The organism is Maricaulis maris (genome assembly GCF_036322705.1).
In the GTDB taxonomy this organism is placed as follows: Bacteria; Pseudomonadota; Alphaproteobacteria; order Caulobacterales; family Maricaulaceae; genus Maricaulis; species Maricaulis maris_B.
Genome location: NZ_AP027270.1, coordinates 461,684 through 485,013, shown reverse-complemented (window position 1 = coordinate 485,013; position 23,330 = coordinate 461,684). Strand labels below are relative to the sequence as shown.

At 64.8% G+C, this 23,330-nt stretch carries 19 protein-coding genes; 5 read left to right on the top strand and 14 right to left on the bottom strand.

Features of this window, described 5'->3' with window-relative positions; all coding sequences use genetic code 11:
• Positions 1-5: 5 nt before the first annotated feature.
• The 5 genes from AAA969_RS02070 to AAA969_RS02050 all read right to left on the bottom strand — a co-directional run bounded on the left by AAA969_RS02070 (position 6) and on the right by AAA969_RS02050 (position 3,949).
• The gene (locus AAA969_RS02070; protein ID WP_338243099.1) at positions 6-686 is read right to left on the bottom strand and encodes a CpaD family pilus assembly protein; all 681 of its coding nucleotides are present in this window, start codon (positions 684-686) and stop codon (positions 6-8) included.
• 11 nt (positions 687-697) lie between these two features.
• Positions 698-2,158: a type II and III secretion system protein family protein gene (locus AAA969_RS02065; RefSeq protein ID WP_338243097.1), complete on the bottom strand. Its 1,461-nt coding sequence runs from the start codon at positions 2,156-2,158 to the stop codon at positions 698-700.
• Positions 2,159-2,169: 11 nt separating this feature from the next.
• Entirely contained in the window at positions 2,170-3,006 is an 837-nt protein-coding gene (gene cpaB / locus AAA969_RS02060; protein ID WP_338243095.1) for a Flp pilus assembly protein CpaB, read from the bottom strand.
• Between the two features lie 161 nt (positions 3,007-3,167).
• Entirely contained in the window at positions 3,168-3,665 is a 498-nt protein-coding gene (locus AAA969_RS02055) for an A24 family peptidase (RefSeq protein ID WP_338243093.1), read from the bottom strand.
• A gap of 125 nt (positions 3,666-3,790) precedes the next feature.
• On the bottom strand, positions 3,791-3,949 hold the full coding sequence (locus AAA969_RS02050; protein WP_338243091.1) for a Flp family type IVb pilin: 159 nt from the start codon (positions 3,947-3,949) through the stop codon (positions 3,791-3,793).
• A 272-nt stretch (positions 3,950-4,221) separates the two neighbouring features.
• On the opposite strand from AAA969_RS02050, the gene AAA969_RS02045 reads away from it, so the two are divergent.
• Genes AAA969_RS02045 through AAA969_RS02035 form a run of 3 tightly spaced genes read left to right on the top strand, consistent with a single transcriptional unit; the run spans position 4,222 to position 5,824 of the window.
• On the top strand, positions 4,222-4,680 hold the full coding sequence (locus AAA969_RS02045; protein ID WP_338243089.1) for a pilus assembly protein N-terminal domain-containing protein: 459 nt from the start codon (positions 4,222-4,224) through the stop codon (positions 4,678-4,680).
• Positions 4,681-4,734: 54 nt separating this feature from the next.
• Positions 4,735-5,292: a TadE/TadG family type IV pilus assembly protein gene (locus tag AAA969_RS02040; RefSeq protein ID WP_338243087.1), complete on the top strand. Its 558-nt coding sequence runs from the start codon at positions 4,735-4,737 to the stop codon at positions 5,290-5,292.
• On the top strand, positions 5,285-5,824 hold the full coding sequence (locus AAA969_RS02035; protein WP_338243086.1) for a TadE/TadG family type IV pilus assembly protein: 540 nt from the start codon (positions 5,285-5,287) through the stop codon (positions 5,822-5,824). The genes AAA969_RS02040 and AAA969_RS02035 overlap by 8 nt, the downstream gene beginning before the upstream one ends.
• 10 nt (positions 5,825-5,834) lie before the next feature.
• Here the strand turns inward: AAA969_RS02035 and AAA969_RS02030 are convergent, their stop codons facing one another.
• The 4 genes from AAA969_RS02030 to AAA969_RS02015 all read right to left on the bottom strand — a co-directional run bounded on the left by AAA969_RS02030 (position 5,835) and on the right by AAA969_RS02015 (position 9,456).
• Positions 5,835-6,638, bottom strand: a complete 804-nt coding sequence (locus tag AAA969_RS02030) for an aminotransferase class IV (RefSeq protein WP_338243084.1) — start codon at positions 6,636-6,638, stop codon at positions 5,835-5,837.
• Complete coding sequence (gene pabB / locus AAA969_RS02025; protein WP_338243082.1) at positions 6,635-7,933, bottom strand: aminodeoxychorismate synthase component I; 1,299 nt, start codon at positions 7,931-7,933, stop codon at positions 6,635-6,637. The genes AAA969_RS02030 and pabB overlap by 4 nt, the downstream gene beginning before the upstream one ends.
• Before the next feature lie 12 nt (positions 7,934-7,945).
• Complete coding sequence (locus tag AAA969_RS02020; RefSeq protein WP_338243080.1) at positions 7,946-8,716, bottom strand: tyrosine-protein phosphatase; 771 nt, start codon at positions 8,714-8,716, stop codon at positions 7,946-7,948.
• 107 nt (positions 8,717-8,823) lie between these two features.
• On the bottom strand, positions 8,824-9,456 hold the full coding sequence (locus AAA969_RS02015; protein WP_338243078.1) for a hypothetical protein: 633 nt from the start codon (positions 9,454-9,456) through the stop codon (positions 8,824-8,826).
• 247 nt (positions 9,457-9,703) lie between these two features.
• On the opposite strand from AAA969_RS02015, the gene AAA969_RS02010 reads away from it, so the two are divergent.
• Positions 9,704-10,657, top strand: a complete 954-nt coding sequence (locus tag AAA969_RS02010) for an IS481 family transposase (RefSeq protein WP_338243076.1) — start codon at positions 9,704-9,706, stop codon at positions 10,655-10,657.
• Between the two features lie 98 nt (positions 10,658-10,755).
• Here AAA969_RS02010 and AAA969_RS02005 read toward each other — a convergent pair whose 3' ends face one another.
• On the bottom strand, positions 10,756-12,222 hold the full coding sequence (locus AAA969_RS02005) for an AMP nucleosidase (RefSeq protein WP_338243073.1): 1,467 nt from the start codon (positions 12,220-12,222) through the stop codon (positions 10,756-10,758).
• 167 nt (positions 12,223-12,389) lie between these two features.
• Here AAA969_RS02005 and AAA969_RS02000 point away from each other — a divergent pair, with 167 nt between their 5' ends.
• Positions 12,390-14,963: a bifunctional aspartate kinase/diaminopimelate decarboxylase gene (locus AAA969_RS02000; protein WP_338243070.1), complete on the top strand. Its 2,574-nt coding sequence runs from the start codon at positions 12,390-12,392 to the stop codon at positions 14,961-14,963.
• A 684-nt stretch (positions 14,964-15,647) separates the two neighbouring features.
• Here the strand turns inward: AAA969_RS02000 and AAA969_RS01995 are convergent.
• The 4 genes from AAA969_RS01995 to putA form a co-directional block, all read right to left on the bottom strand.
• The gene (locus AAA969_RS01995; RefSeq protein WP_338243067.1) at positions 15,648-16,682 is read right to left on the bottom strand and encodes a ribonucleotide-diphosphate reductase subunit beta; all 1,035 of its coding nucleotides are present in this window, start codon (positions 16,680-16,682) and stop codon (positions 15,648-15,650) included.
• Between the two features lie 227 nt (positions 16,683-16,909).
• Positions 16,910-17,737, bottom strand: a complete 828-nt coding sequence (locus AAA969_RS01990; protein ID WP_338243065.1) for a lipid A-modifier LpxR family protein — start codon at positions 17,735-17,737, stop codon at positions 16,910-16,912.
• Positions 17,738-17,985: 248 nt separating this feature from the next.
• Positions 17,986-19,896, bottom strand: a complete 1,911-nt coding sequence (locus AAA969_RS01985; protein WP_338243063.1) for a ribonucleoside-diphosphate reductase subunit alpha — start codon at positions 19,894-19,896, stop codon at positions 17,986-17,988.
• Between the two features lie 286 nt (positions 19,897-20,182).
• A complete protein-coding gene (putA, locus tag AAA969_RS01980; protein WP_338243061.1) occupies positions 20,183-23,308 on the bottom strand; it encodes a bifunctional proline dehydrogenase/L-glutamate gamma-semialdehyde dehydrogenase PutA in 3,126 nt (1,041 codons plus the stop codon).
• Between the last annotated feature and the right edge of the window lie 22 nt (positions 23,309-23,330).

Genomic DNA, 23,330 nt, shown 5'->3' with positions numbered 1-23,330 from the left:
CCTCCCTAATTGCCATTGCCGACGCGAGACACCGCGCCACTCTCGTAGTCGCTGCGCTCGCTGGCGGTTGATTCACCGGCGCGATAGCCGTCGAGCACCGTCTGGCGACGGCCGGTATCACCGGGCTCCATGTCACGCGGCGCGATCAGATCGCGCGGATCGGCGATCATGGCGGCAAGGTTCACAGCCATGGCGCAACCGAAATTGCTGTGATGCTGATTGTCGAACTCGACCGCGAGATCATCCCAGCTGCCATCGCACTCGGCGGGCGCCTGGGCGGCATAGCGCGTAAAGGAAAAGATCAGGTCACCCGCCTGCTGGCCCCGGGCGTCATAAGCGCCGCCGGCGATCAGGCGCCAGTCAATGCCCTGGTCATAGAAATAGGAGCGCGCCTCGGCGATCGCGCCGATCGCGGCGTCCTCATTGGCGGCGCCTTGCGGGTAGCTGATCACCAGCGGACCATGACCGCGCGCCTTGTACTCGGAGGCCACCGAGGCCAGCAGGCTTTGCTGGGCCGAGGTCAGACCATTGTCGCGCGGATCGACAGCGAAGGCGGCACGATAGGTTTCCGCGACCGCGCTGGCCTGCGGCACGCCAAGTCCGGTCGGCGTCGACGCACACGCGCCGAGCGACACAAGTCCGGCCAGACCGATCAGGGCACCGATTGTTTTTTTGTACGCCACCATCACCAACTCCACTACTCGAACAGGAAACCGACCGGTCCGCTCCAGCCGCGATCGCCCGTATCCGATCCGGGGACCGAATAGGCGCGATTGATGCGGCCAAAGAGCAGGGCGGAGGCCTCGCTGGCATCGCGGAATCCGTCCGCAGGCGTCTGCATCTGGTTCGGGTTCGTCGGATCGACCAGGTAAGGCGTCACCAACACGACCAGCTCGGTTTCCTGGTTTTCATAGTCCCGCGAGCGGAACAGAGAGCCCAGGACAGGCAGATTCTGGACACCGGGAACGCCATCGAGATTCTGGCGCGTCTCTTCCTGGATCAGACCGGCCAGGACAAGGCTGCCGCCAGAGGGCAGTTCCACAGTGGTCTCGGCGCGGTTCACATTCAGGGCCGGAATGGTCAGGCCCGGCACCGTGCCGATGATATTGCCATTGTCATCCGTCACATTATTGGACTGGAAGGTGAGCGAGCCCTGGCTCGTCAGCTCCGAGACCTCGGTGGAGATGCGCAACGAGATGCGGCCTTCCGACAGGACCACCGGCGTGAAGCCGAGGCCGACACCGAAAGGCTTGTATTCAATGATGATATTGCCATCGCGATCGCGACCGACCGGGACCGGGAACTCGCCGCCGGCAAGGAAGTTTGCACTCTCGCCCGTGATCGCGGTCAGGTTCGGTTCGGCCAGCGTACGGACCAGGCCGACGCGCTCCATCGCCTGCAGCATGGCGCTGACATTTTCGACGCCGCCGGTATTGCCGCTGATCCAGTCCAGCGTGGCACTGGTGCCGCCGAGGAAGCGGCCGACGCGGGAGAAGTCGGGATTGGTCGAGACACCGAAGCCGAACTCGCCGGTCGTGCCGGCCGTCGACAGGTTGACGCCGAGCTGGCGCACGATGGTGCGCTGCATCTCGACGATGCGGACACGCAGCATGACCTGCTCGCGGGCTTCAACCGTGATCATCGACAGGATGTGGTCCGGATTATCGACCCAGCGCTGGGCGATGCGCAGGGCGGCATCGGCATCGGCGGCGCTTGGCGCGCGGCCCGACAGCACGATGTGATCATTCATCGCCTCAACCTCGATCCGTGCGTTTGGCAGGAAGCGGGTGATCGATTCCTGCAGCGGCGACAGATCGCGCTCGACACGCAGGTTGAGGTCCAGGATCAGCTGGCCGTTGGCGTCGAAGAAGAAGGCATTGGTCTGACCGATCCCCATGCCCATGATGTAGGCGCGGCGCGGCGTGCGCACGATGGCTTCCACGACCGACGGGTTGGTCACCAGGACATCGGCAACATCGACCGGCAAGTGCACCACGGCGGCTTTCGACAAGGGCAGGTCGAGGCTCTCGGAGACCGGGCCATTGCCCGGCTCACGGATATAGACCTGCATCGTATTGCCGCGTTCGGTGTCAGCCGGCTGGGCGGCGACGGGGGCGGCAACGGCCAGGCTGGCCAGCAGCATGAGGGTTCGGATCATCATCATGGTCCTCATTCGTCCCCACCCAGCGCGACTTGCTGGGCGCGGCCATATCGGATCAGGGTGACAGAGCTGGAGCGCCGCTCGTCAAAGCTTTGCGAGGGCGCTTCCGGCAGCTCTCCGCCTGACACCAGAACCGGCTCGCCGGTATTGTCGGTCAGGCTGCGCAGAACCAGCGCGATCTCGCCACGGGCGACCGCGACCGAGACCGCACGGGCCTGGTCCGGGGTCAGCTCGAGCGTTGCCGTCTCGCCGACCGCAACCTCGTCATCTTCGTCACTGGAAAAGGATTGGTCGATCGCCAGCACGCGGGCGTTCTCGACGATGGTCCGGGCCACGAAGGCTCGGCTCGATCCGCGGCGCCCTTCCGACTCCTCTTCAAAGGAGACGATGACATCGACGCGGTCATTGGGGAGGATGAAGCCGCCGGCCCCGGTTTCCGCGGAAATCGGAACCGCGACAGCGCGCATGCCGGGCGTCAGCACGGCGGCCATGAAACCGGCATCACCGGGCTGGACCAGACGGCGACCGGTGATCGGCTCACCCTGGCTGATCGGGGCGCGAACAACGGAGCCGGCAAAGTCGGCAATCGTCTGGCCGCGGTTCTCGATAATATAGCCGGGCGCGAGGGCCTCATCGGGCCAGGCCTGCCAGTAGAAGTCGGCGGCACTGATTCGCTCGCCGATCGCGACGTCGCGGCGCGCGGCCAGAATGCGTACAGACGGCGCTTCCTCGACCTGGACGACCTGCGCAATTTCGTTGCTGGACGTGGCCTGGCGGACAAAAAAGGCCACGGCGACGGCGGCAAGGCCGGCGGCGAGCAAAATGGCGATGCGGACGGCGTTCATCAGGCGTCTCGAACCTCTCAGGCACACGGATACGCGTGACAGGAGACCCTGAATTCCTCAAAGTCGCGTTAATGCTATAGGGAGAATGCGGTCTAAGGTCCGCTTTTCTCAGAGCCGCTAAAACACCTCTAAAACACCGCTAAAACATGGAGCAAATGCGTCTAAAACGCGCTCCAGAAAACCGTGTTGGGCAGGCTCCAGAAAACCCCTGCCGCGATCGCAATTCCATACGGAACCGGTGCATTATTGGCCAGGGCAGTGCCATCGGTTCGTCCGGCCAGGGCCGGGATGCGCGGGGCCAGCCAGCGCAGGACCAGCAGGATGATCACCAACGCCCCTCCGGCGAACACGGTATGGATAAGAAAGGCGAGGATTTCAGGCCAGCCGAACCACAGCGCCGCGGCCGCGAACAGCTTGGCATCCCCGCCGCCAATCCAGCCCGGTGCAAACAGGGCAAAGCCGATCACCAGGGCGACCGCACCGCCGAGCAGATGATTGCCGACCTCCGGCCAGCCGAGCCCGGCCGCCAGCGCGGCGACCGGAAAGGTCAGCAGGACCAGCCCGCACAGCCAGTTCGGAATGATGAATTTGCCGGCATCAAAGATCGCGGCCGCCAGCATCAGGCCGGCCAGGACCAGGATCGTGATCTGCAACACCATGCGTGCCCCCGTTTCGTCGTCAGTCGGCACAGTGACCGGCGAAACTTAATGAGCAGTTGGCAAAACGAAACGGGGCCGCTCCGGAAGGAGCGACCCCGCTTGTCTTGGTCACGTGTGACGGACGCTTACATCGCGCCGGCAACCGTGTTGAAGTTGTCGGTGACGCCCGTACCGAGGGTCGTCACTGCGCCGATGATCACAACGGCGATGAGGGCGGCGATGAGGCCGTACTCGATTGCGGTGGCGCCAGATTCGTCTTTGAAGAAGCGAGAAATCATTTTCATTTTGGTTACTCCCGTGAATTTTCCCAACCATCAGGAGCCGATCCGTCCCGACCCCTCCTGAATGATGATCAATAAACACGAGAAGGATTTCGGCGAAGTAAAAATTCGTGCTTAACAAAATATATAAATGCGGGAACCTCCGCTATAGTTAACACTTGAATAACAAGCTTGGCGAATTCAGAACTCAAATATTCTCAGTTGCGTTTAGAAAAGATTCAGACGCGCGCGCGAGGATGGCCTCCAGTTTCCTGAAGCGGCTCGGAGCCCCTGCCATGTTCAACCGGATTGCCACAGCCTTCACCCTGGCGATTGTCTGCGTCGCCCCCGTCGCGGCCCACGACCTTGCAATCCCGGTCGAGCACGCCGAGGTCGTCCGCCTGCCGGCCGAAGCCTCCGCCATCGTCGTCGGCAATCCGTCGATCGCCGACGCCATGGTCCATGACGGCCGCACCCTGATCGTGACCGGCCGCCTGCAGGGCCGCACCAATGTGATCGCCCTCGATCGTATTGGCCGGGTGATCTATGAGCGCGATATCGTCGTCTCCAATCCGGTCGAGGGCCAGGTTGCCCTCTTCCGCGGCCCGAACCAGTCGACCTATTCCTGCGGTGCTGTCTGCGATGAAGTCCCGCGCGTCGGTGGCGACGCCGCCCGCACGGATGTTCTGACCGAGCAGCAAAATGCCCGCCTGACGACGGCCGATGCCGCGATGGCCGGCGACAGCCCGCAGTAACAGGAGGCAAGGCAGAGCCGGCCCGAAGCCGGATCTCGCCACGAGGTTCCCATCATGACCGCCGCACCCGCTGCCAAGACCAGGTCCCGAACCCATAGCCGGATTTTCCGCTTCGGGCGCGACCGCTCGGGCGCAACGGCCGTCGAGTTCGCGATGATCGCGGCGCCGTTCTTCCTGTTGCTCTTTGCGATGATCGAGATCGCGGCTGTCTTCTTTACCGGAACCGTTCTGGAAAACGCCGTGCTTGAGGCGGCCCGCAAGATCCGCACCGGCGAAGCCCAGGCCGGCGGCATGACCCAGGCCGGCTTCCGCCAGGAAGTCTGCGACCTCATCGCCGCCGTCGCCGATTGCGACAATCTGGAAATCGACGTCCAGGTGTTCGAGGATTTCGACACGGTCGACCAGACCAGCCCGATCCAGGGCGATGGCTCGGTCAATACAGACGGCTTTGGCTGGGCGCCCGGTGATGCCGGCGACATCGTGCTGGTCCGTGTCTTCTATCGCTGGTCCCTGATGACCCCGAATTTCGGCGGCGCCCTCTCCAACATGGAGAACAACCAGCGCCTGATCACGGCGGCGACGGTGTTCCGCAACGAGCCCTTCGATGATTAAGTCGCTGTTTCAGACCCTCCGGCGCCTGCGCGATGACCGACGCGGCCTCGCCGCACTGGAGTTCGCGCTGATCGCGCCCTTCATGATCCTGCTCTATCTCGGCTCGGTCGAGATCAGCCTGGCCCTGTCGATCGACCGCAAGATCACCAGCATCTCCAGCGCCCTGGCCGACCTTGTTGCACAGGACGACATCATCACCGATGACGAGATTGCCGATATTCTCAATGCCGGCGCCGTCATTGTGGCGCCCTTCGACCCCACACCGCTGGAAATCCGCATCACCTCGGTGCTGATGGCCGGTGATGGCTCGATCGAAGTCCAATGGTCGGACGCCTCGGGCATGGCACCCCATACCGAAGGCAGCTCGATTTCCATGCCCAGCGGTGTGCTCGAACGCAATCGCTCGGTGATCATGGTCGAGGTCGACTACCAGTACGACACCATGTTCGGCGAGCTCGGCGTCAACCAGTTCAATATCTCGGAAGTCTTCTACCTGCGCCCGCGGCGTTCCATCGTGGTGACACGAAGCTAGCCGGACCAGGCTAGCTGAACAGGGCCTGGATCCGGGCCGGCAATTCACCCGTTCCCAGCGGCCGGCCGTCGAGCGTCGTCACGGGGACAGCGCCGAACGCGGCATTGGTCACAAAGACGGCTTCGGCCTCCTCCAGCATCTCCACCGGATAGGCGCCGACCTCAACCGGCATCGAGTCGAGGATCTCGGCCCGAACCGTCCCGGCAAGCACGCCGCACGCGGTTGCAGGCGTATACACCTCGCCGCCGCGCAGCCAGAACAGGTTGGCACTGTCACAGCCGGACAGGTGGCCGCGGGTATCGGTCAGCAGCGCCATGTCTGACCCCTGCCCGCGCGCCTGCCGACGGGCCTGCACGTTATCAATGTAGGAGAGCGTCTTGTGGCGCGCCGCGAGACTGGCCGGTGAGCGCCGGATTTCACTGAGCGCCAGACTGACTGACGCTGGCGGCTTCGCGCGCGGCGCAGCTGTCAGGGTGAGTGACGGCACCATCTCGTCCGGCCGATCGAGGCCGCGCGGCCCGGGACCGGCGGTCAGCGTCAGGCGCACAATGGCGTCCTTCAGCGCATTGCGCGCGACCAGCTCGCCGATGATCTCGGCAATGCCCTCGGCCTCGCGCGGTCCCGGCAGGCCCAGTTCCGTCGCGCTGCGTCCCAGTCGCGTCATGTGGCGGTCGAAGCGCGCGACCTTGCCCTTGATCGCATGCATGGTCTCGAACAGGCCATCGCCGAGGAGACCGCCGCGATCCCCGAGCGCCCAGCCGGTCCGGCCGGTCTCGACCCAGGCGCCATCCTTGAAAGCGATACCGTTGGTCATTGATCTGCCGCCCCCAGCGCCCGGCGCAAGGCCGAGACCTTGGTCAGGGTTTCCTCATACTCCGCCACCGGTTCGCTGTCGGCGACAATCCCGCCGCCCGATCGCAGGCTGGCGCGCCAGGCGCGGCCCTCATCGCGACGCAGCGCCGCCGTGCGGATCATGACGTTCAGGTCCATATCGCCGCGCGCCATGTCGATCCAGCCCAGAGCACCACAATAGGCACCGCGCGGCTCGCCCTCGAGTTCGGCAATGATCTCCATCGCCCGTACTTTCGGGGCGCCGGTGATCGAGCCGGGCGGAAAGCTGGCCGCGAGCAGGTCGAAGACATCCTGCCCGCCCGACAGCTCCCCCTCCACCACCGAGACCAGATGGTGGACATTGGCATAGCTCTCGATCTCGCACAGCACCGGCACACTGACCGAGCCGGGCCGGCAGACCCGCGACAGGTCATTGCGCATGAGATCGACGATCATCAGGTTCTCGGCCCGGTCCTTGGCGCTGGCAGACAGCTCGGCAGCGAGCGCCGCGTCCTCGACCGGATCGGCAGCACGGCGCCGGGTGCCCTTGATCGGCCGCGCCTCGACCCGCCCCGCCGCCACCCGCAGGAAGCGCTCCGGCGAATTGGTCAGCACGATGTGATCGGGATCGAGGCAGAGATAGGCGGCGTGCGGGGCTGGCGAGCCTTCGCAAAGACGACGGAAAACCTGCCACGGCGTATCCGCGGCTCCGAGCCGGACATCGAAAGCCTGTGAAAGATTGACCTGGAAGACATCGCCGGCATGGACATAGTCGCGCGCGCGGCCCGCGGCCGCGAGATAGGTGTCGCGATCCCAGCGGGCCGACCAGTCAGCGGCACGCACCTCGACCGGGGCGGAAAGCTCCGGCGGCGATGCCTCGATCGCCTTGGCCAGCGCTGCGACGGCATCGGCGGACTGGCCGCGCACCCGCAGCGTTGCGGCGTCGCGGTCAAACTCGGCCCAGGCCGGATAGCGGGCCAGGGCCAGCGGTGGCCAGCGCGGATCAAGATGGGGCAGGCGCTCGAAGGCGGCCGCAAGGTCATAGCCGAACAGGCCGGCCCAGACGCCGCCCCCCGCCCGCGCCGATGCGGCCAGCGCATCAAAGCTCACCCGGTCGGCGCCGGTCATAACCGCATCCGGCGACACGAAGATCCGGGCCCGGCCCTGGCGACCATCATGCAGGAGAAGTGCGTTCGGTGTTCCGGCCCAAGGCTCGAACACGGCGAGCGGATCACGCCAGGCGAGGCCGATTTCGTGTGCGTGGGATGTCGGAGCCATGACGGGGTCGGGCTAGCCGATCAGCCAGCGCGCCCGCAAGGCCGCCCGCTCGTCCTCGGTAATCCCCAGATGCTCTCGGACATAATGGTTCACCCCGCCCATCGTCTCGAAGGCCTGGCGCAGATAATCACCATCCACCCCGAGGAAGATGCGCATCATCGACGGCTCCATCGCCTGGCCATGCTCGGCCATGACACGTTCGCGGATACGCGGAATGAGCGCGTCGAAATCGACCGCCTCATTGGTCATCTCATAGTCGGCGATGACGGTATCGAGATCGACACCCAGCTCGTCGAGGATCAGGGCGCAAAAGATGCCGGTCCGGTCCTTGCCGGCGGCGCAATGGACGAGAAAGCCGGTCTCGGCCTCGCCCGTGGCGAGCGCCCGGTAGGCGTCCCGATAGACATCCTGATTGCCCGCTTCCATCGGAATGCGTCGATAGGCCGACAGCATGTAGTCGCGGACACCCTCGGCGGTATGCACCCCGGTGCGCAGAAAGCGCAGATGCGGCGGCTCGCCGCTATCGCCCTTGTCGGACGCCAGCACACGCGGCGCGATCGGCTCGGGCCAGTTCGACGGCTCATTGCTTCGCTCGCGCGGCTTGCGCAGATCGGCCACGACCTGGATACCCAGCCCGCCGATATGGCTCCAGTCTTCCTCGCTGGCGCGGCTGAAATGACCGGAGCGATACAGCCCCTCTTTCACCCGCGCGCCATCGAGGCCGTCATAGCCATGGAAGTGCCGGAAATTATGAACGCCTGCGAGCGGAGTAATACGGGTCATGCCACGGAGGTACGCACTCACTCCGTATCCGGCAAGTCCGGAACCGCGTTTTTGCCGTTGAGACACCGCTTTGCGGCCCGTTCGAGCAGGCTTGCGGCGAGGAGGACCTAATTGTCGATCTGCGCGCGCAAGTCGTCCAGCAGCCTGCCGGATCGCTCGATCAGGAAGCGTTCCTGGGCGGCCAGTTCGACGAAACCGATGCGGGTGAAGCGCAGGCTGGCTTCCAGCTCCTGCTCGCGCATCACCTGGGGACCCGCGAAAATCAGCTCGACAATCTGCCGCCAGGTCGCCTCGACACCACTGTCCTGCAGGGCATAGACCCGGGCAATGCCGGCGACCTGCTCATAGGGCAGGACATCCAGCTTGCCATGCTGCTGGGCATGGTCCCAGGCAAAGCGGCTCAGGCCGGGCGCGTTGACCCCGCGCGGCAGGATCACCGGAAACGCGTCAAACAGAACGCCCCGGCCGGTCTCCGGCGCCAGCGCGATCTCGGCCAGCCGCTCATCAATCCGTTGCACCACGGCCTCGTGATAATCGACCACGGACTCCAGCTGCTCGATATTGCCCTCGATTTCGGCGACCACGCGCACCATCGCCGCATTGGCGGCATGCCTGTCGGCCACCCCCTCGCGCCATTCATTCACAATGAAACCGAGCACCACCGCAAACACGATGAGCGCCGCCTCGACAACGGCGCGGCCGAACCAGGATGGCAGGGAGGGTGTCTTGGTGGTCGACATGGGCAGGTCCGGTGTTGTTTCAGGCAAGACTACGCAGACTTGCGGTGTGACAACAACCGGAAGGACGCTGCGTGCTCGTACTGCGCCCGGCGCAGAGGCGTCCTTAAATCGCTTGTCAGCCAGCGGGCCGTCTCCGGTTCTTGAGGTCAGGTGTGCGCCCTAGCTGTGAACTCTCATAAGGTTGTTCATCGGGATTGAGTCCTTGAGACTGGTTGTTGCGACACAATCAGCAGGAGGATCGCCCCCGATGAACAGCCATAGAAATGCCAGAACCACACCGTTTTCGCGAGCCCTGATTGTCGAACGCCGACTGTCGGGCGAGAGTGTTGAGGTGATTGCCGCCTCTTTGGGCATCTCCGTCCGCACCGTCTACAAGTGGATTTCGCGTCACCGCGAGGGCGGGTGCGCGGCGCTTGAAGATGGCGCAAGCGCGCCCGCCCGGCCTGCCGGGGCTTACGATAACTGGTGGGTTGAGGCGGCCGCGCAGCTGCGCCGGGATTACCGCATGACGGCGTCCGAGATCGCCGAGCGGCTGCGGCTGGCGCGCTCGACCGTGGCCCGTTGGCTCAAGCGGCTCGGCCTGGGCCGGCTGGGCGCGTTGACACCGCGTGCGCCGGTAATCCGCTATCAGCGCGAAAGGCCTGGCGAGCTCATCCATCTGGACATCAAGAAGCTGGGACGCTTCGAAAAACCGGGTCATCGCGTCACCGGACAGCGCAAGGGCAACCGCAATCGCGGTGCCGGCTGGGAGTGTGTCCACGTCGCCATCGATGACGCGACCCGGCTGGCCTATGTCGAGGTCCTGCCCGACGAGAAACGCGCCACCACGACCGGCTTCATGGTCCGGGCGCTGCGCTGGTTCAAGGCGCGCGGCATCATCGTCGAACGCATCATGACAGACAATGGCAGCCCCTACGTCTCGCGCCTGTTCGCAAAGGTGCTGGGCTGGCTCAAGATCCGCCACATCCGTACCCGGCCTTACACCCCGCGCACCAACGGCAAGGCCGAGCGCTTTATCCAGACCCTGCTCAGAGAATGGGCTTATGCCATCCCTTACCGCTCATCGGACAGCCGAAATCTCGATCTCCAGCGCTATCTCGACTGGTACAACACCGCCAGACCGCACTATGCTCTCGCCAAGCAATCGCCAGCCAATAGGCTCAACGACCTGCTGAACAACGTCTTGAGAAACGACACCTAGCGCTCGGATTAGCGCCAAAAGCCAGCCCCACCTTTCCTCCCCATTTCATGGGGAGGGGAACCGCGAAGCGGTGGAGGGTGACGTCGGAGGCGGCTTCCTTACCTGAACGGCGGCTCGTCGAAGCTTCTCAGCTTGCGCGAGTGCAGGGCTGCCCCCTCATCGCGCTTGAGGATCTCGATGGTCTCGATCCCGGCGGCGAGGTGTTCGGACACCGAGCGCTGGTAGAAGAGATTGGCCGCGCCGGGCAGTTTCAGCTCGCCATGCAGCGGCTTGTCGGAGACACACAGCAGGGTCCCGTACGGCACCCGCAGCCGCAGGCCATTGGCGGCGATGGTCGCCGATTCCATGTCCACCGCGATGGCGCGTGACTGGTTGATGCGCTTGGCCTGTGCGGCGTAGCGCAGTTCCCAGTTGCGGTCGGCATAGGTGGCGACCGTGCCGGTGCGCAGGCGGGATTTCAGCGTCTCGCCGCTATCACCGGAGACCGAGGCGACGCCCTGCTCCAGGGCGATCTGGATTTCCGCGATCGGCGGGATGGGGACTTCCAGCGGCAAATCCTCGTCGAGCACAGCGTCATAGCGCAGATAGGCGTGGGCCAGCACGTAGTCGCCGAGGCGCTGCGAGTGGCGCAGGCCGCCGCAATGGCCGATCATCAGCCAGCACTGCGGGCGCAGCACGGCGAGGTGGTCGGTGATCGTCTTCGCATTGGATGGGCCGACGCCGATATTGACCAGGGTGATGCCGCGACCGCCCGGGGCGATCAGGTGATAGGCCGGCATCTGGAAGCGGCGCCACGGCGCGCCCTCGACAACGGCATGAGCGTTCGGCGTCGAGGCATCGACGCGGACATTGCCCGCCGCCGAGAAAGCCTCGTAGTGATTGTCTTCCTTCAGCTGGCGGATGGCCCAGGCCGTGAAAGCGTCAACATAGCGGTGGTAGTTGGTGAAGAGGATGAATTGCTGCGTGTCCTCATACGGCGTGCCGGTGTAGTGGCGCAGGCGCTGCAGCGAATAATCGACCCGCGGCGCCTCGAACAGGGAGAGCGGCTTGACCGCTTCCTGCTGGCTAACCTTGAGCCCGTTGGGCAGGTCATCATTGACCTTGGACAGGTCAGCATAGGGGAAGTGACGGACCAGCTCGGCCGGCGAGGCCGCATCCATGTCCAGGTCATCCGCCCCGTCCAGCACGTAGGAGAAGGGGATCTCGGTGTCCGACGGCCCGGTCTCGATAGTGATCTCATACTGGTCGAGCAGCAGGGTGAGCTGTTCGATCAGGTAATCGGCGAACAGGGCCGGATTGGTGATGGTGGAGGCGTAGAAGCCGGTATCGGTGAACTTGCCGAAGGCGCGGCTGACCGGCGGCGGCGGGCCGTCCGGCAAATAGGTCACGCGCAGTTCGGGATAGACAAACGCCCCCGACTTGCGTTCCTCGTCGGATGGCGGCGGTCCGCCATCGAGGAAGGATTTCAACGCGATCTGGAGGCGTTCAACGGACGTCTGGTAGAGCGCTTCGAGTTGCTCCACCGCTTCAGCGGGTGTCTTTGCGACCTTATAGTCTTTTTTCATCGCCGCTCTCATGCCTGAATTTGCGTCGCGGATAAAGGGCAAACCCGCGCCCCGCGTCTGCAGACTGCCAAAACTCCATGACAAGTCTTGCAGGGGATTGGCGATCCGACTGCAAGCAGATATGCACGCGCCTTGCCCCACAGGGGCAGGGAATTGGAGAGTTGGACATGGAACATGCGCAAAATTGGGTCGTCCTGAAATTTGGCGGCACCAGCGTTAAATCGCTGGCTGATTGGCGTGTGATCTCCAAACGCATCGAAGCCGTGCAGGCCGAGGGCAAGCGCGCCTTCGTCGTGCACTCGGCCATCGCGACCATCTCCGATCTCCTCGACACGCTTGTTTCCAAGGCGGTTTCCGGCGAAGGCGAAGCTGAACTCGAGACCATCAAGGCGCGTCATCTGGCGCTGGCCGAGGAGCTGGGTGTCGACGGCGAGGCCCTGCTGGCGCCGCATTTCGACGCCCTCACCCGGCTGCGCGCCGGCCTCGCCCTGACCGGCGATGCCAGCCCGCGCCTGAAAGCGCGGATCATGGCCCAGGGCGAACTGATGGCGACCCGGCTTGGCCAGGCCTGGCTGGCCTCGACGGGGGTCGCCTCGGCCTGGCTCGACGCCCGCGACCATCTCGCCGCCCTGCCCGCTTCAGGCGCGCGCGGCTATCTGGCGGTAGATTGTGCCCATGATCGGGATGACCGTCTGCGCGATCAGTGCGCCGGTCTGGCCGGCGCTGTCGTGACCCAGGGCTTCATTGCCCGGCGCGAGGATGGCGACACGGCCCTGCTCGGTCGCGGCGGATCCGATACCTCGGCGAGCTATTTCGCCGCCAAGCTGGCCGCCGAGCGGATCGAGATCTGGACCGATGTGCCCGGCTTTTTCTCGGCCGATCCACGGCTGACCGGCGCTGCCCGGCAGATCCGCTCCCTCGCCTATGCCGAAGCCCAGGAGCTGGCCTCGATGGGCGCCGGCGTGCTGCATCCCCGCGCCATCAGCCCGGTACGCAAGGCCGGGATCGAGATGCAGGTCTTGTGTACCCATCGCCCGGACATGTCGGGCACCACGATCTCGGAGACGCCGTCGGAAGATGCGCCGCGGCTGAAAGCGGTCTCGGTCAAACAGGGCGTGCGCCTGATCACGCTGGAGACCGACGGCATGTGGCGCGCCTCGGGCTTCCTGGCGACGGCCTTTGAACCCTTTTCCCGCCATGGCGTGTCGATCGACCTGGTCTCGACTTCGGAGACCTCGGTCACGGTCTCGCTGGACGATGATCCCGGCCTGACGCCCGACGTGCTCGCGGCGCTGGAGGATGATCTTGGCAAGATTGCGCGTGTCGAGATCATCGAGAATTGTGCCGCGGTCAGCCTGGTCGGACGCGGCGTGCGCGCCCTGCTGGCCCAGTTCGGCCCGGCGATGGAGGCCTTCGCCCACTATCCGGTGCGCCTGGTCTCCCAGGCTGCCAATGACCTCAACCTCACCGTCGTCGTCGATGGCGACCAGGGCAAGCCGCTCTGTCGCCGCCTGCATGACCAGCTGATCCAGCCGCGCCCGCTGGACAAGACTTTCGGCCCGTCCTGGCGCGAGATCGGCGAGAACCTCACCGGGACCACCCCCGTCGGTACCGGCACCTGGTGGCGCGCCAAGCGCCAGGCCCTGCTCGATCTCTGCCCGGTCGATGGGGCCTTGTATGTCTATGACCTCGCCACCGTCCGCGAGCGGGCCCTGGCGGTCGCCGGCCTGAAGGATCTCGATCGCGGCTGGTATGCGATGAAGGCGAATGGCCATCCCGACATGATCCGTACCGCGGTCGAAGCCGGGCTCGGCGTCGAATGCGTCTCGATCAATGAGGTCCATGCCGCCCGCAAGGCTGTGCCGGGACTGGATGCCGACCGCATCGTCTTCACCCCGAATTTCGCACCCAAGGCTGAATACGCCGAAGCCCTCGAGATGGGTGTGCATGTCACGCTCGACGGTCTGCACCCGCTGCGCGCCTGGCCGGAGATCTTCAAGGGCCGCAAGATCACGCTGCGGATCAATCCGCAGCGCCCGGAAGGCCATCACAAGCATGTCCGCACGGCCGGGCCGGAAGCCAAGTTCGGCCTGCATGCCGACGAGCTGGTCGAAGCCCGCAAGCTGGCCGCTGATGCCGGGGCCATCATCAACGGTCTGCACGTGCACTCCGGCTCGGGCATTTCCGACCCGGACCACTGGCGTCGCGTCGGCCTTTTCCTGGTCGAGACCGCCCGCGACATGCCGGACGTGAAAATCCTCGATCTGGGCGGCGGTCTGTCGGTCGACGAGGCCTCCGGCGTACGCCGGATCGACATGGCCGCGCTCGACCAGGTCCTCACCGACCTCAAGACGGCGCACCCGGATTACCAGCTCTGGATCGAGCCGGGCCGCTATATCTCGGCGGAATCGGGGGTGCTGCTGGCCCGGGTGACCCAGCTCAAGCACACGCCGGATGCGCGCTTTGTCGGCATCAATACCGGCATGAACTCGCTGATCCGCCCGGCGCTCTACGGCGCCCGCCACGAGATCGTGAACCTGACACGGCTCGACGAGCCGGCGGCCTATGTCGCCGACATTGTCGGCCCGATCTGCGAAACCGCCGACCGCCTCGGCGCCCAGCGCCTGATGCCGGAAACCCAGGAGGGCGATGTCATCCTGATCGGCAATGGCGGCGCCTATGGCCGCGTCATGGCATCGAGCTACAACATGCGCGAGCCCGCGGGTGAGGCGGTGATTTAGGGGGCGACCTTCCCGTCTTTTCTCACCGTCCCGCCATGCTCACACCCCGACGCCGAAAACCATTTTTCCCGGCTGGAGCCCCGCGAAAGCGGGGCGCAGAGCCGGGACCGACCGGCCTGGCCGGCGAGCGATGAGTCTCCCGTGGGTCCCGGATCGCGCGGACGCGCGTCCGGGAAAAATGAATGGGGACTGGTTTCGGAAGAGGCGCGCGCGGGGCGAGCTGCACCTTAAACCGCTCGCCGGAAGTTCGTGATGCCAGCTTTCACCGTCCCACCACGCTCACATCCCGACACCGAAAACCATTTTTCCCGGCCGAAGCCCCGCAACAGCGGGGCGCAGAGCCGGGACCAACCGGCCTGGCCGGCGAGCGATGAGTCTCCCGTGGGTCCCGGATCGCGCTGCCGCGCGTCCGGGAAAAATGGTGTGGAGACGTTCGGGTTTCGGGACAGGCGCGCACGGCGCGGTCCCAGCCTTGAACCCCTTGCCGGGAGTTCGCCGTATCGGGTTCTTCAGCTCAAGGGTTTCAACCGCGAAGCGGCGCGACGCGCCCTTGACCTGAAGAACCCGATACGGCCCGCTTGCTGGCATGAGGTTTATGGGTGGTTGTGCGCGTTGGCGCCAACATGAAAAAAGCCCCCGGCATCTGCCGAGGGCCTTGATCATGTGTCAGCCGTAGAGCTCCGACTACTCCGCCGGCTCTTCCGTCTTCTCCGTCTTCATCTTGTCGAACATGCCCCACACGCCTTCATCGCCGTGCCAGTCGCCCTTGGTGGCGCCCTTGGAGTATTCGGTGGCGCGGGCTTCGAAGAAGTTGGCGTGCTCGACGCCGTTGAGGATTTCCGACAGCCAGGGCAGCGGGTGCTCCTTGACGCCGTAGATCTTGGGCAGGCCGAGCTGGCCGAGGCGCCAGTCGGCGATGTAGCGGATATAGTTCTTGATGTCGTCCGGCGTCATGCCCTCGATCTCGCCGGCTTCAAAGGCGAGATCGATGAACTTGTCTTCCAGGCCGACCACGGTGCGGCAGCACTCGGTGATGTCGTCCTTGACCTCCTGGGTCAGGGCGCCGGTCTCCTCGGCGAAGGCGTGGAAGAGCTTGATCATGCCCTCGCAGTGCAGGCTCTCGTCGCGGATCGACCAGGTCACGATCTGGCCCATGCCCTTCATCTTGTTGAAGCGCGGGAAATTCATCAGCATGGCGAAGGAGGCGAAGAGCTGCAGACCCTCGGTGAAGGCGCCGAACATGGCCACGGTGCGCAGGATGTCGGCATCGTCCTCGACGCCGAAACGCTGCATGTAGTCATGCTTGTCGGCCATCGCCTGGTATTCCATGAAGGCCGAGAACTCACTGTCCGGCATGCCGATCGTCTCCAGCAGGAGCGCGTAGGCGGCGATGTGGATCGTCTCCATGTTGGAGAAGGAGGACAGCATCATCTTCACCTCGGTCGGGCGGAAGACGCGGCTGTAGCGCTCCATGTAATTGTCGTTCACCTCGACATCGGACTGGGTGAAGAAGCGGAAGATCTGGGTCAGGAGGTTGCGCTCGCCATCATTGAGCTTGGTCGCCCAATCCTTGCAGTCCTCGCCGAGCGGAACTTCTTCCGGCATCCAGTGGACCTGTTGCTGCTTCTTCCAAAAGTCATAGGCCCACGGATAGCGGAACGGCTTGTAGGAATGACTGGTCGTCAGCAGGCCCGGAAGGGTGGCGGTTTCAGTGCTCATGTCTCAGCTCTCCTGCCTGGCGACGGCAACCCAAATGGCCCGCGCCCGAATCAATGCGATGTACACCACATATTGTGGTCGTGGTTTCCAAATCGTCTACAGCTTGATGATGTGGCCAGACGCCTCACCTGTGGACTGTGCCAGATTCCCGAGCCTGCGGGCAGGCTTGGGCGCATCACGTTTTCTGTCAGTCAGCAGATAGATCCCGGTCCGGCGCGGTCCAGTCGCTACCAGCGCCAATTGACCGTGACGGCAGCGAATTCCTCGCTCTCGTCGAAGGCGCGGACACCGGCGACATGGCGGTATTCACGGCGGACATAGGCGAGCGACAGATCCGCCTCGCCGAGGCGCAGGGCGATACCGGCCTGGGCGTCGCCGACGACCTCGCGCTGGGTCAGCGACATGGCGTTCCGGAAATCGACCCCGGCGCCCGGGTCATATTGCAGGGTCCGGCGGTCGGCACCGGCAAAGACGTACCAGGACGGGCTTTCCGCGAGGCTGCTCCGCAGATACTGACCGATCCGAACCTCGGCACCGGCACTGGTGGCCGAGCCATCCGGACCCAGACTGACGGCGGCGCGCGGTGTGATGCTGACATCAAGCTCCGAGCCGGCCCCGGCAGCCTCGAAGGCGCGCTGATAGGCGACAGCCACCGTCGCCTCGCGCTGGCCGCGCTCGAGCACGACCGGAGAATAGGTATTGGCCCGGGCCGCGAAGAGCCGGTTGGCCCGGTCGGGCCGGTCATCCTCGAGCACCGCAACTTCGATCACGCCGGCGCGGCCGAGATCAAAGCGAGTGCCTCCGCTCGGGGTCAGGCCGGCCAGGGAAGCGCCCGCGAGCGGGTCCTCATCGAGTGCCAGGGCTGACAGGGCCACCCGCGCCGCTTCCGGCGACAGTGGCTGGACCTCGCCCTCGGCCGCCAGGCTCTGGCGGATCATCTGCGACGTGCTCACCCAGTCAGACTCGGCTTCCCCCGCCTGCATGAACACCCAGGACACGCCGCCGAGCGCTATCAGCCCGGCAGTCATGACCTCTGCGGTCCGTCCCATTCTCATCACGCCTCTCCCCTCGCGTGACTGCCCCAGCGCATCAGAGTGCAGATCAGTGCGGGTTGCGCATGCTGATTCACCCCTCACGCGAAAAGGTTAATGGCGGCCGGCGCAGCGGTCCAATGAAAGGCGTGTTGCGGTGCGACAAGGACGTCTCCGTCCCGCCGGGTCCGGATACAAAAAAGGAGCGCCTTGCCGCGCTCCTTTTTCGGCCGGTCTCTCCCCCTCGAAGGACCGGCGGTGTTGGGTCCCGCCTACTGGCAGGCGAGGCATTCCTCGTAGTCGGTCGGCGCGGCGTCGGCCATCGAGACTTCGACGTCGGCCTTCTTCTCCGAGCCGGCATAGGCGGCCCGCTGGATCGACTTGGAGCGGCAGTAGTAGAGCGACTTCACGCCCTTCTCCCAGGCCGTCCAATGCAGCATGTGGAGGTCCCACTTGTTGATATCGCCCGGCAGGAAAATGTTCAGCGACTGCGACTGGCAGATATAGGGCGTGCGGTCCGCCGCATGCTCGATGACCCAGCGCTGGTCGATCTCGAAGGCGGTCTTGAAGGTCGCCTTCTCGAATTCGTCCAGGCAATCGAGGTGCTGGACGGAGCCTTCCGCTTCCAGGATCGAGGCCCAGATACCCGGCGTGTTGAGACCCTTGCTCTCGAGCAGGGCTTCCAGCTGCGGGTTCTTGACCGTGGTCGAACCGGACAGGGTCTTGTGGGTGTAGACATTGGCCGGGATCGGCTCGATGCCGGCGGAGACACCGCCGCAGATGATCGAGATCGATGCCGTCGGGGCAATCGCCAGCTTGTGCGAGAAGCGGGCTTTCACACCAGAGGCCTCGGCGTCCGGGCAGGCCCCGCGCTCTTCGGCCAGCTTCACCGAGGCGGCATCGGCCGCCGTACGGATATGCTTGAAGAGCTTGAGGTTCCAGGACTTGGCCATGGCGCTCTCGAATGGCGCATTCATCTGCTGCAGGAAGGTGTGCATGCCCATCAGGCCGAGACCCACCGAGCGTTCCTGGATCGCCGAATAGACGGCGCGGTCCATTTCCGCCGGCGCGCGGTCGATGAAGTCCTGCAGGACATTGTCGAGGAAGCGGTAGATGTCCTCGATGAAGTCCGGCTCGTCCTTCCACTCGGTGTATTTCGCGGCGTTGAGCGAGGACAGGCAGCACACAGCGGTGCGCTCCTTGCCATTATTGTCGAAGCCGGTCGGCAGCATGATCTCGGCGCACAGGTTGGACTGGCGGACCTTGAGACCGAGCTTGCGCTGGTGGGCCGGCAGGGCGCGGTTTACCGTGTCGGAATAGATGATGTAGGGCTCGCCGGTCTGCAGGCGAAGCTCGATGATCTTCTGCCACAGCTTGCGGGCATTGACGGTTTTGACGACTTCGCCGGACTTCGGAGACTTCAGCTCGAACTCGGCATCATCGCGGACGGCTTCCATGAAGGCATCGGAGATGTTCAGGCCGTGGTGCAGGTTGAGGGACTTGCGGTTGAAGTCGCCGGACGGCTTGCGAATTTCGAGGAACTCCTCGATTTCCGGGTGGTGCACGTCGAGATAGACGGCTGCCGACCCGCGGCGCAGCGAGCCCTGGGAAATGGCCAGGGTCAGGCTGTCCATCACGCGGATGAAGGGAATGATGCCGGAGGTCTGGCCGATCTCGCCGATCTTCTCGCCGATCGAACGGACGTCACCCCAATAGGTCCCGATGCCGCCGCCATTGGAGGCCAGCCAGACGTTTTCCGTCCAGGTACCGACAATGTCGTCGAGGCTGTCGCCGACCGAATTGAGGAAGCAGGAAATCGGCAGGCCGCGATCGGCGCCGCCATTGGACAGGACCGGCGTGGCGGGCATGAACCACAGGCGGGAGATGTAATCATAAAGACGCTGCGCGTGCTCGGTATTGTCGGCATAGGCCGTCGCCACCCGGGCAAACATGTCCTGATAGCTTTCGCCCGGCAGGAGGTAGCGATCTTCCATCGTCTTCTTGCCGAACTCGGTGAGCAGCGCATCGCGCGAGCGGTCGACCTTGACGCTTTCGACGACGCGCAGATGGGTCGCCGCCTCGCCCTTGGCGCCAGCCGATTTGGGCTTGCCGCGACGAGTCGTCGATACCGTCTGCCGGGCCGTGTCCGGTGTTTGTTTCGCGGCTGTATCCAGTGGCGTCATGGTCAGTCTACTCCCCAAGCCCGAGGCAAAAAATCCCTGTTGCGCCAGCCCCAATGCGGCGCACCGAACAAACCCAAAGGTCGTTTAAAAATCTGTATAGTGTGTCGCCGTTACCAGCCGACCCAACATATAGTGGATCAAAGGCGGGGCACTGGTCAACGGGGAGAATGGTCCTTGAGCGGATTTTTTGGTTAACGAACTGCTAATAAGAAATGCGCCCCGTCACACTTGGTTAACGGGGCGCATCGCCGCATCCAACAAGGCTTAACAGTCGTTAACCCTGGCCCTAGTCGAGGTTCAGCAATTCCGGGTCGCCACCCTGGGCCGCGATGTTGATCGTGACCGTCCGCTCGCCGGCAAAGCGATGCAGATAGTGCGGGCCACCGGCCTTGGGACCCGTGCCGGACAAGCCCTCGCCACCGAATGGCTGGACCCCGACCACGGCCCCCACCATGTTGCGGTTGACGTAGATATTCCCGGCCGGAACCAGCGACTGTATTTGCCTGTGGAAAGATGTCAGGCGGGAATGCACCCCGAGGGTCAGGCCATAGCCCTTGCCCGCCAGCTCCGCGGCAATGGCCGACAATTCCTTCCGCTTGTAGCGCACAACGTGAAGAATCGGTCCGAACACCTCCCGCTCGAGCAGGTCGAGTGACGGCAGCTCCACCAGGGTCGGGCCAAAGAAGCAGCCGCTCTCGAACTTGTCGCCGATATCGATCTGCTTGATCACCTTGGCGCCCGCCTCCATGCGCTCGAGATGACGCAGCAGGATCTCGCGCGCCTCATTGTCGATTACCGGACCGACATCGGTGGCCGGATCGCTCGGATCACCGATCTGGAGCTCGTCCATGGCGCCGGCGAGGCCCTCGATGATGTCGTCGGCCGTATCCTCCGGCAGGAAGATGATGCGCAGCGCCGAACAACGCTGACCGGCCGACCCGAAGGCGGAGTTGATGGCATCGTCGATGACCTGCTCCTTGAGCGCGGTCGTATCGACGAACATGCCGTTGAGCCCGCCGGTCTCCGCGATCAATGGCGCAATTGCCGTTTCACGGGCCGCCAGCGAGCGGTTGATCAGGCGCGCAACCTCGGTCGAGCCCGTAAAGGCCACGCCGGCCGTCCGCGGGTCGGTGGTCAGGGCCGCGCCGACAATTTCGCCGCGCCCCGGCACCAGATGCAGAACATCAGCCGGCAGACCCGCCGCCTGGAACATTTTCACGGCTTCGAAGGCAATCAGCGGCGTCTGCTCGGCCGGCTTGGCGAGCACCGTGTTGCCGGCCGCCAGGGCGGCCGCAACCTGACCGGTGAAAATGGCCAGCGGGAAGTTCCACGGGCTGATGGTGACGAAGACACCGCGCCCCTTCATGCCGAAATGATTGGTCTCGCCAGCCGGCCCCGGCAGGCGGATGTCCGTATCGAATTCACGCTCGGCCTGGGCCGCATAATAGCGACAGAAGTCGACCGCCTCGCGAACTTCGGCAATACCGTCGGCCAGGGTCTTGCCCGCCTCGATCGACATGATCGCCAGCAGGCGGTCCATGTCGGCCTCGAGCGCATCGCCCATGGCGCGCAGGATGGCGCCGCGGGCCTTGCCGCCGCGCTGGTCCCAACCGGGCTGGGCCGCGACGGCGCTGTCGAAGGCCGTATTCACATCATCCACGGACGCATCGACCACAGAGCCGACCTGGCGCGCCAGGTCCACCGGCGACATGACCTGGTGCGCCGCGCCATCCACGGCATGGCCGGCCACCAAGGGTGACGCCATCAGCTGGTCTTCGCGATTGAAGGCCTCGAAGGCGCGGGCAACCCGCTCGCGGGCGGCGGCCTGTGACAGGTCGAGACCGGCCGAGTTGTCACGCTCCTCGCCATAAAGATCCTTGGGCAGGGCAATCGACTTGTGACGGTCGATGGTCTCGGCAGCCTCGAACGGACCGCTCGCCACCTTCTCGACCGGGACGTCCGGATCGAGGAAGGAGTGCACAAAGGAGGTGTTGGCGCCGTTCTCGAGCAGGCGACGGACCAGATAGGGCAGCAGGTCATCATGGCTGCCGACCGGCGCATAGACGCGCACCGGAACCTCGGCATTGAGCTGGGCGTCGGCGTCATAGAGCGCATCACCCATGCCGTGCAGGCGCTGGAACTCATAGGACTCCACACCCGCCTGCTGCGCGAGCTCGCGCACCGCGGCGAGCGAGTGGGCATTATGGGTGGCGAACTGACCGTAAATGGCGTCCGGCGCACCGAGCATCACCCGCGAGCAGACCAGGAAATTGAGGTCGGTGGCCGGCTTGGTGGTCCACACCGGAAAGTCCGGCCAGCCATTCTGGTGCGCGAATTTGATCTCGCTGTCCCAGTAGGCGCCCTTGACCAGGCGCACCATGAAGCGGCGATCCGTGGCCCGACCCAGCTCGATGAGCTGTTCGATGACCCGGCGTGCGCGCTTCTGATAGGCCTGGACCGCCAGACCCAGCCCGTTCCAGCCGGCCAGCTCGGGAGCCCGGGCCAGCTTGTCGAGCAGCTTCAGGGACAGGACCAGACGGTCGGCCTCCTCGGCGTCGAGGCAGAAGCTGATATCGTGTGATTTCGCTGCGATCGCCAGTTCGAGCACCTGGGGATAGAGCTCTTCGAGGATGCGCTTTTCCTTGACCGCGAGGTATTTCGGGTGGAGCGCCGACAGCTTGACCGAGACACCATGGACGGCTTCGACACTGCCCTTGCCGCGGGCCTTGCCGACGGCGGCAATCGCGTCCTGGTAGCGCTTGTAGTAGCGCGTTGCATCCTTGGCCGTGCGGGCCGCCTCGCCCAGCATGTCGAAGGAGCACAGCTCGCCCTCGCCCTTGGCGGCGCGCTTGAGGCCTTCCTTGATGCTCCGGCCAAGAACGAACTCCTCGCCCATGATGCCCATGGCGCGATAGACCGCGGCGCGGATCACCGGCTCGCCCATCTTGTGCGTCAGCTTGCGCAGATAGCTACCCGGGCTCTTGCGCGCCTCGGGGTCCACATCCATCAGGCTGCCGGTCAGCATCAGGCCGAGCGTGGAGGCGTTGACCAGCCAGCTTTCGGACCGGCCCATATGCTCGGACCAGGCGCCGTCGGAGATCTTCTCGGCGATGAGCTTGTCGGCTGTGGCGGCGTCGGGCACACGCAGGAGCGCCTCGGCCAGGCACATCAGCGCCAGCCCCTCGCGATTGGACAGCGAGAACTCCTGCAGGAAGCTGTCCATCAGCCCGCGCGCCTTGACGGTCTTGCGCGCGGTCGTGACCAGGGCGATCGCCGCCTCGCGGATACGCGCCTGCGCCTCCTCGTCGAGGCCTGTGGCAGCAGCAAGATCGCGCACGCTTGCCGTCTCGTCGGCGAACTTCCCGGTGTCGAGGTCGTCCCACCGCAGCATCTCACGAGCCTGAATGTTCATGGCTGAGCTCCTTACCCGGCAA

Coding starts and splice junctions, on each gene's coding strand:
- AAA969_RS02070 (WP_338243099.1), bottom strand. CDS start 686: ATGGTGGCGTACAAAAAAACAATCGGTGCCCTGATCGGTCTGGCCGGA.
- AAA969_RS02065 (WP_338243097.1), bottom strand. CDS start 2,158: ATGATCCGAACCCTCATGCTGCTGGCCAGCCTGGCCGTTGCCGCCCCC.
- cpaB (WP_338243095.1), bottom strand. CDS start 3,006: ATGAACGCCGTCCGCATCGCCATTTTGCTCGCCGCCGGCCTTGCCGCC.
- AAA969_RS02055 (WP_338243093.1), bottom strand. CDS start 3,665: ATGGTGTTGCAGATCACGATCCTGGTCCTGGCCGGCCTGATGCTGGCG.
- AAA969_RS02050 (WP_338243091.1), bottom strand. CDS start 3,949: ATGAAAATGATTTCTCGCTTCTTCAAAGACGAATCTGGCGCCACCGCA.
- AAA969_RS02045 (WP_338243089.1), top strand. CDS start 4,222: ATGTTCAACCGGATTGCCACAGCCTTCACCCTGGCGATTGTCTGCGTC.
- AAA969_RS02040 (WP_338243087.1), top strand. CDS start 4,735: ATGACCGCCGCACCCGCTGCCAAGACCAGGTCCCGAACCCATAGCCGG.
- AAA969_RS02035 (WP_338243086.1), top strand. CDS start 5,285: ATGATTAAGTCGCTGTTTCAGACCCTCCGGCGCCTGCGCGATGACCGA.
- AAA969_RS02030 (WP_338243084.1), bottom strand. CDS start 6,638: ATGACCAACGGTATCGCTTTCAAGGATGGCGCCTGGGTCGAGACCGGC.
- pabB (WP_338243082.1), bottom strand. CDS start 7,933: ATGGCTCCGACATCCCACGCACACGAAATCGGCCTCGCCTGGCGTGAT.
- AAA969_RS02020 (WP_338243080.1), bottom strand. CDS start 8,716: ATGACCCGTATTACTCCGCTCGCAGGCGTTCATAATTTCCGGCACTTC.
- AAA969_RS02015 (WP_338243078.1), bottom strand. CDS start 9,456: ATGTCGACCACCAAGACACCCTCCCTGCCATCCTGGTTCGGCCGCGCC.
- AAA969_RS02010 (WP_338243076.1), top strand. CDS start 9,704: ATGAACAGCCATAGAAATGCCAGAACCACACCGTTTTCGCGAGCCCTG.
- AAA969_RS02005 (WP_338243073.1), bottom strand. CDS start 12,222: ATGAAAAAAGACTATAAGGTCGCAAAGACACCCGCTGAAGCGGTGGAG.
- AAA969_RS02000 (WP_338243070.1), top strand. CDS start 12,390: ATGGAACATGCGCAAAATTGGGTCGTCCTGAAATTTGGCGGCACCAGC.
- AAA969_RS01995 (WP_338243067.1), bottom strand. CDS start 16,682: ATGAGCACTGAAACCGCCACCCTTCCGGGCCTGCTGACGACCAGTCAT.
- AAA969_RS01990 (WP_338243065.1), bottom strand. CDS start 17,737: ATGAGAATGGGACGGACCGCAGAGGTCATGACTGCCGGGCTGATAGCG.
- AAA969_RS01985 (WP_338243063.1), bottom strand. CDS start 19,896: ATGACGCCACTGGATACAGCCGCGAAACAAACACCGGACACGGCCCGG.
- putA (WP_338243061.1), bottom strand. CDS start 23,308: ATGAACATTCAGGCTCGTGAGATGCTGCGGTGGGACGACCTCGACACC.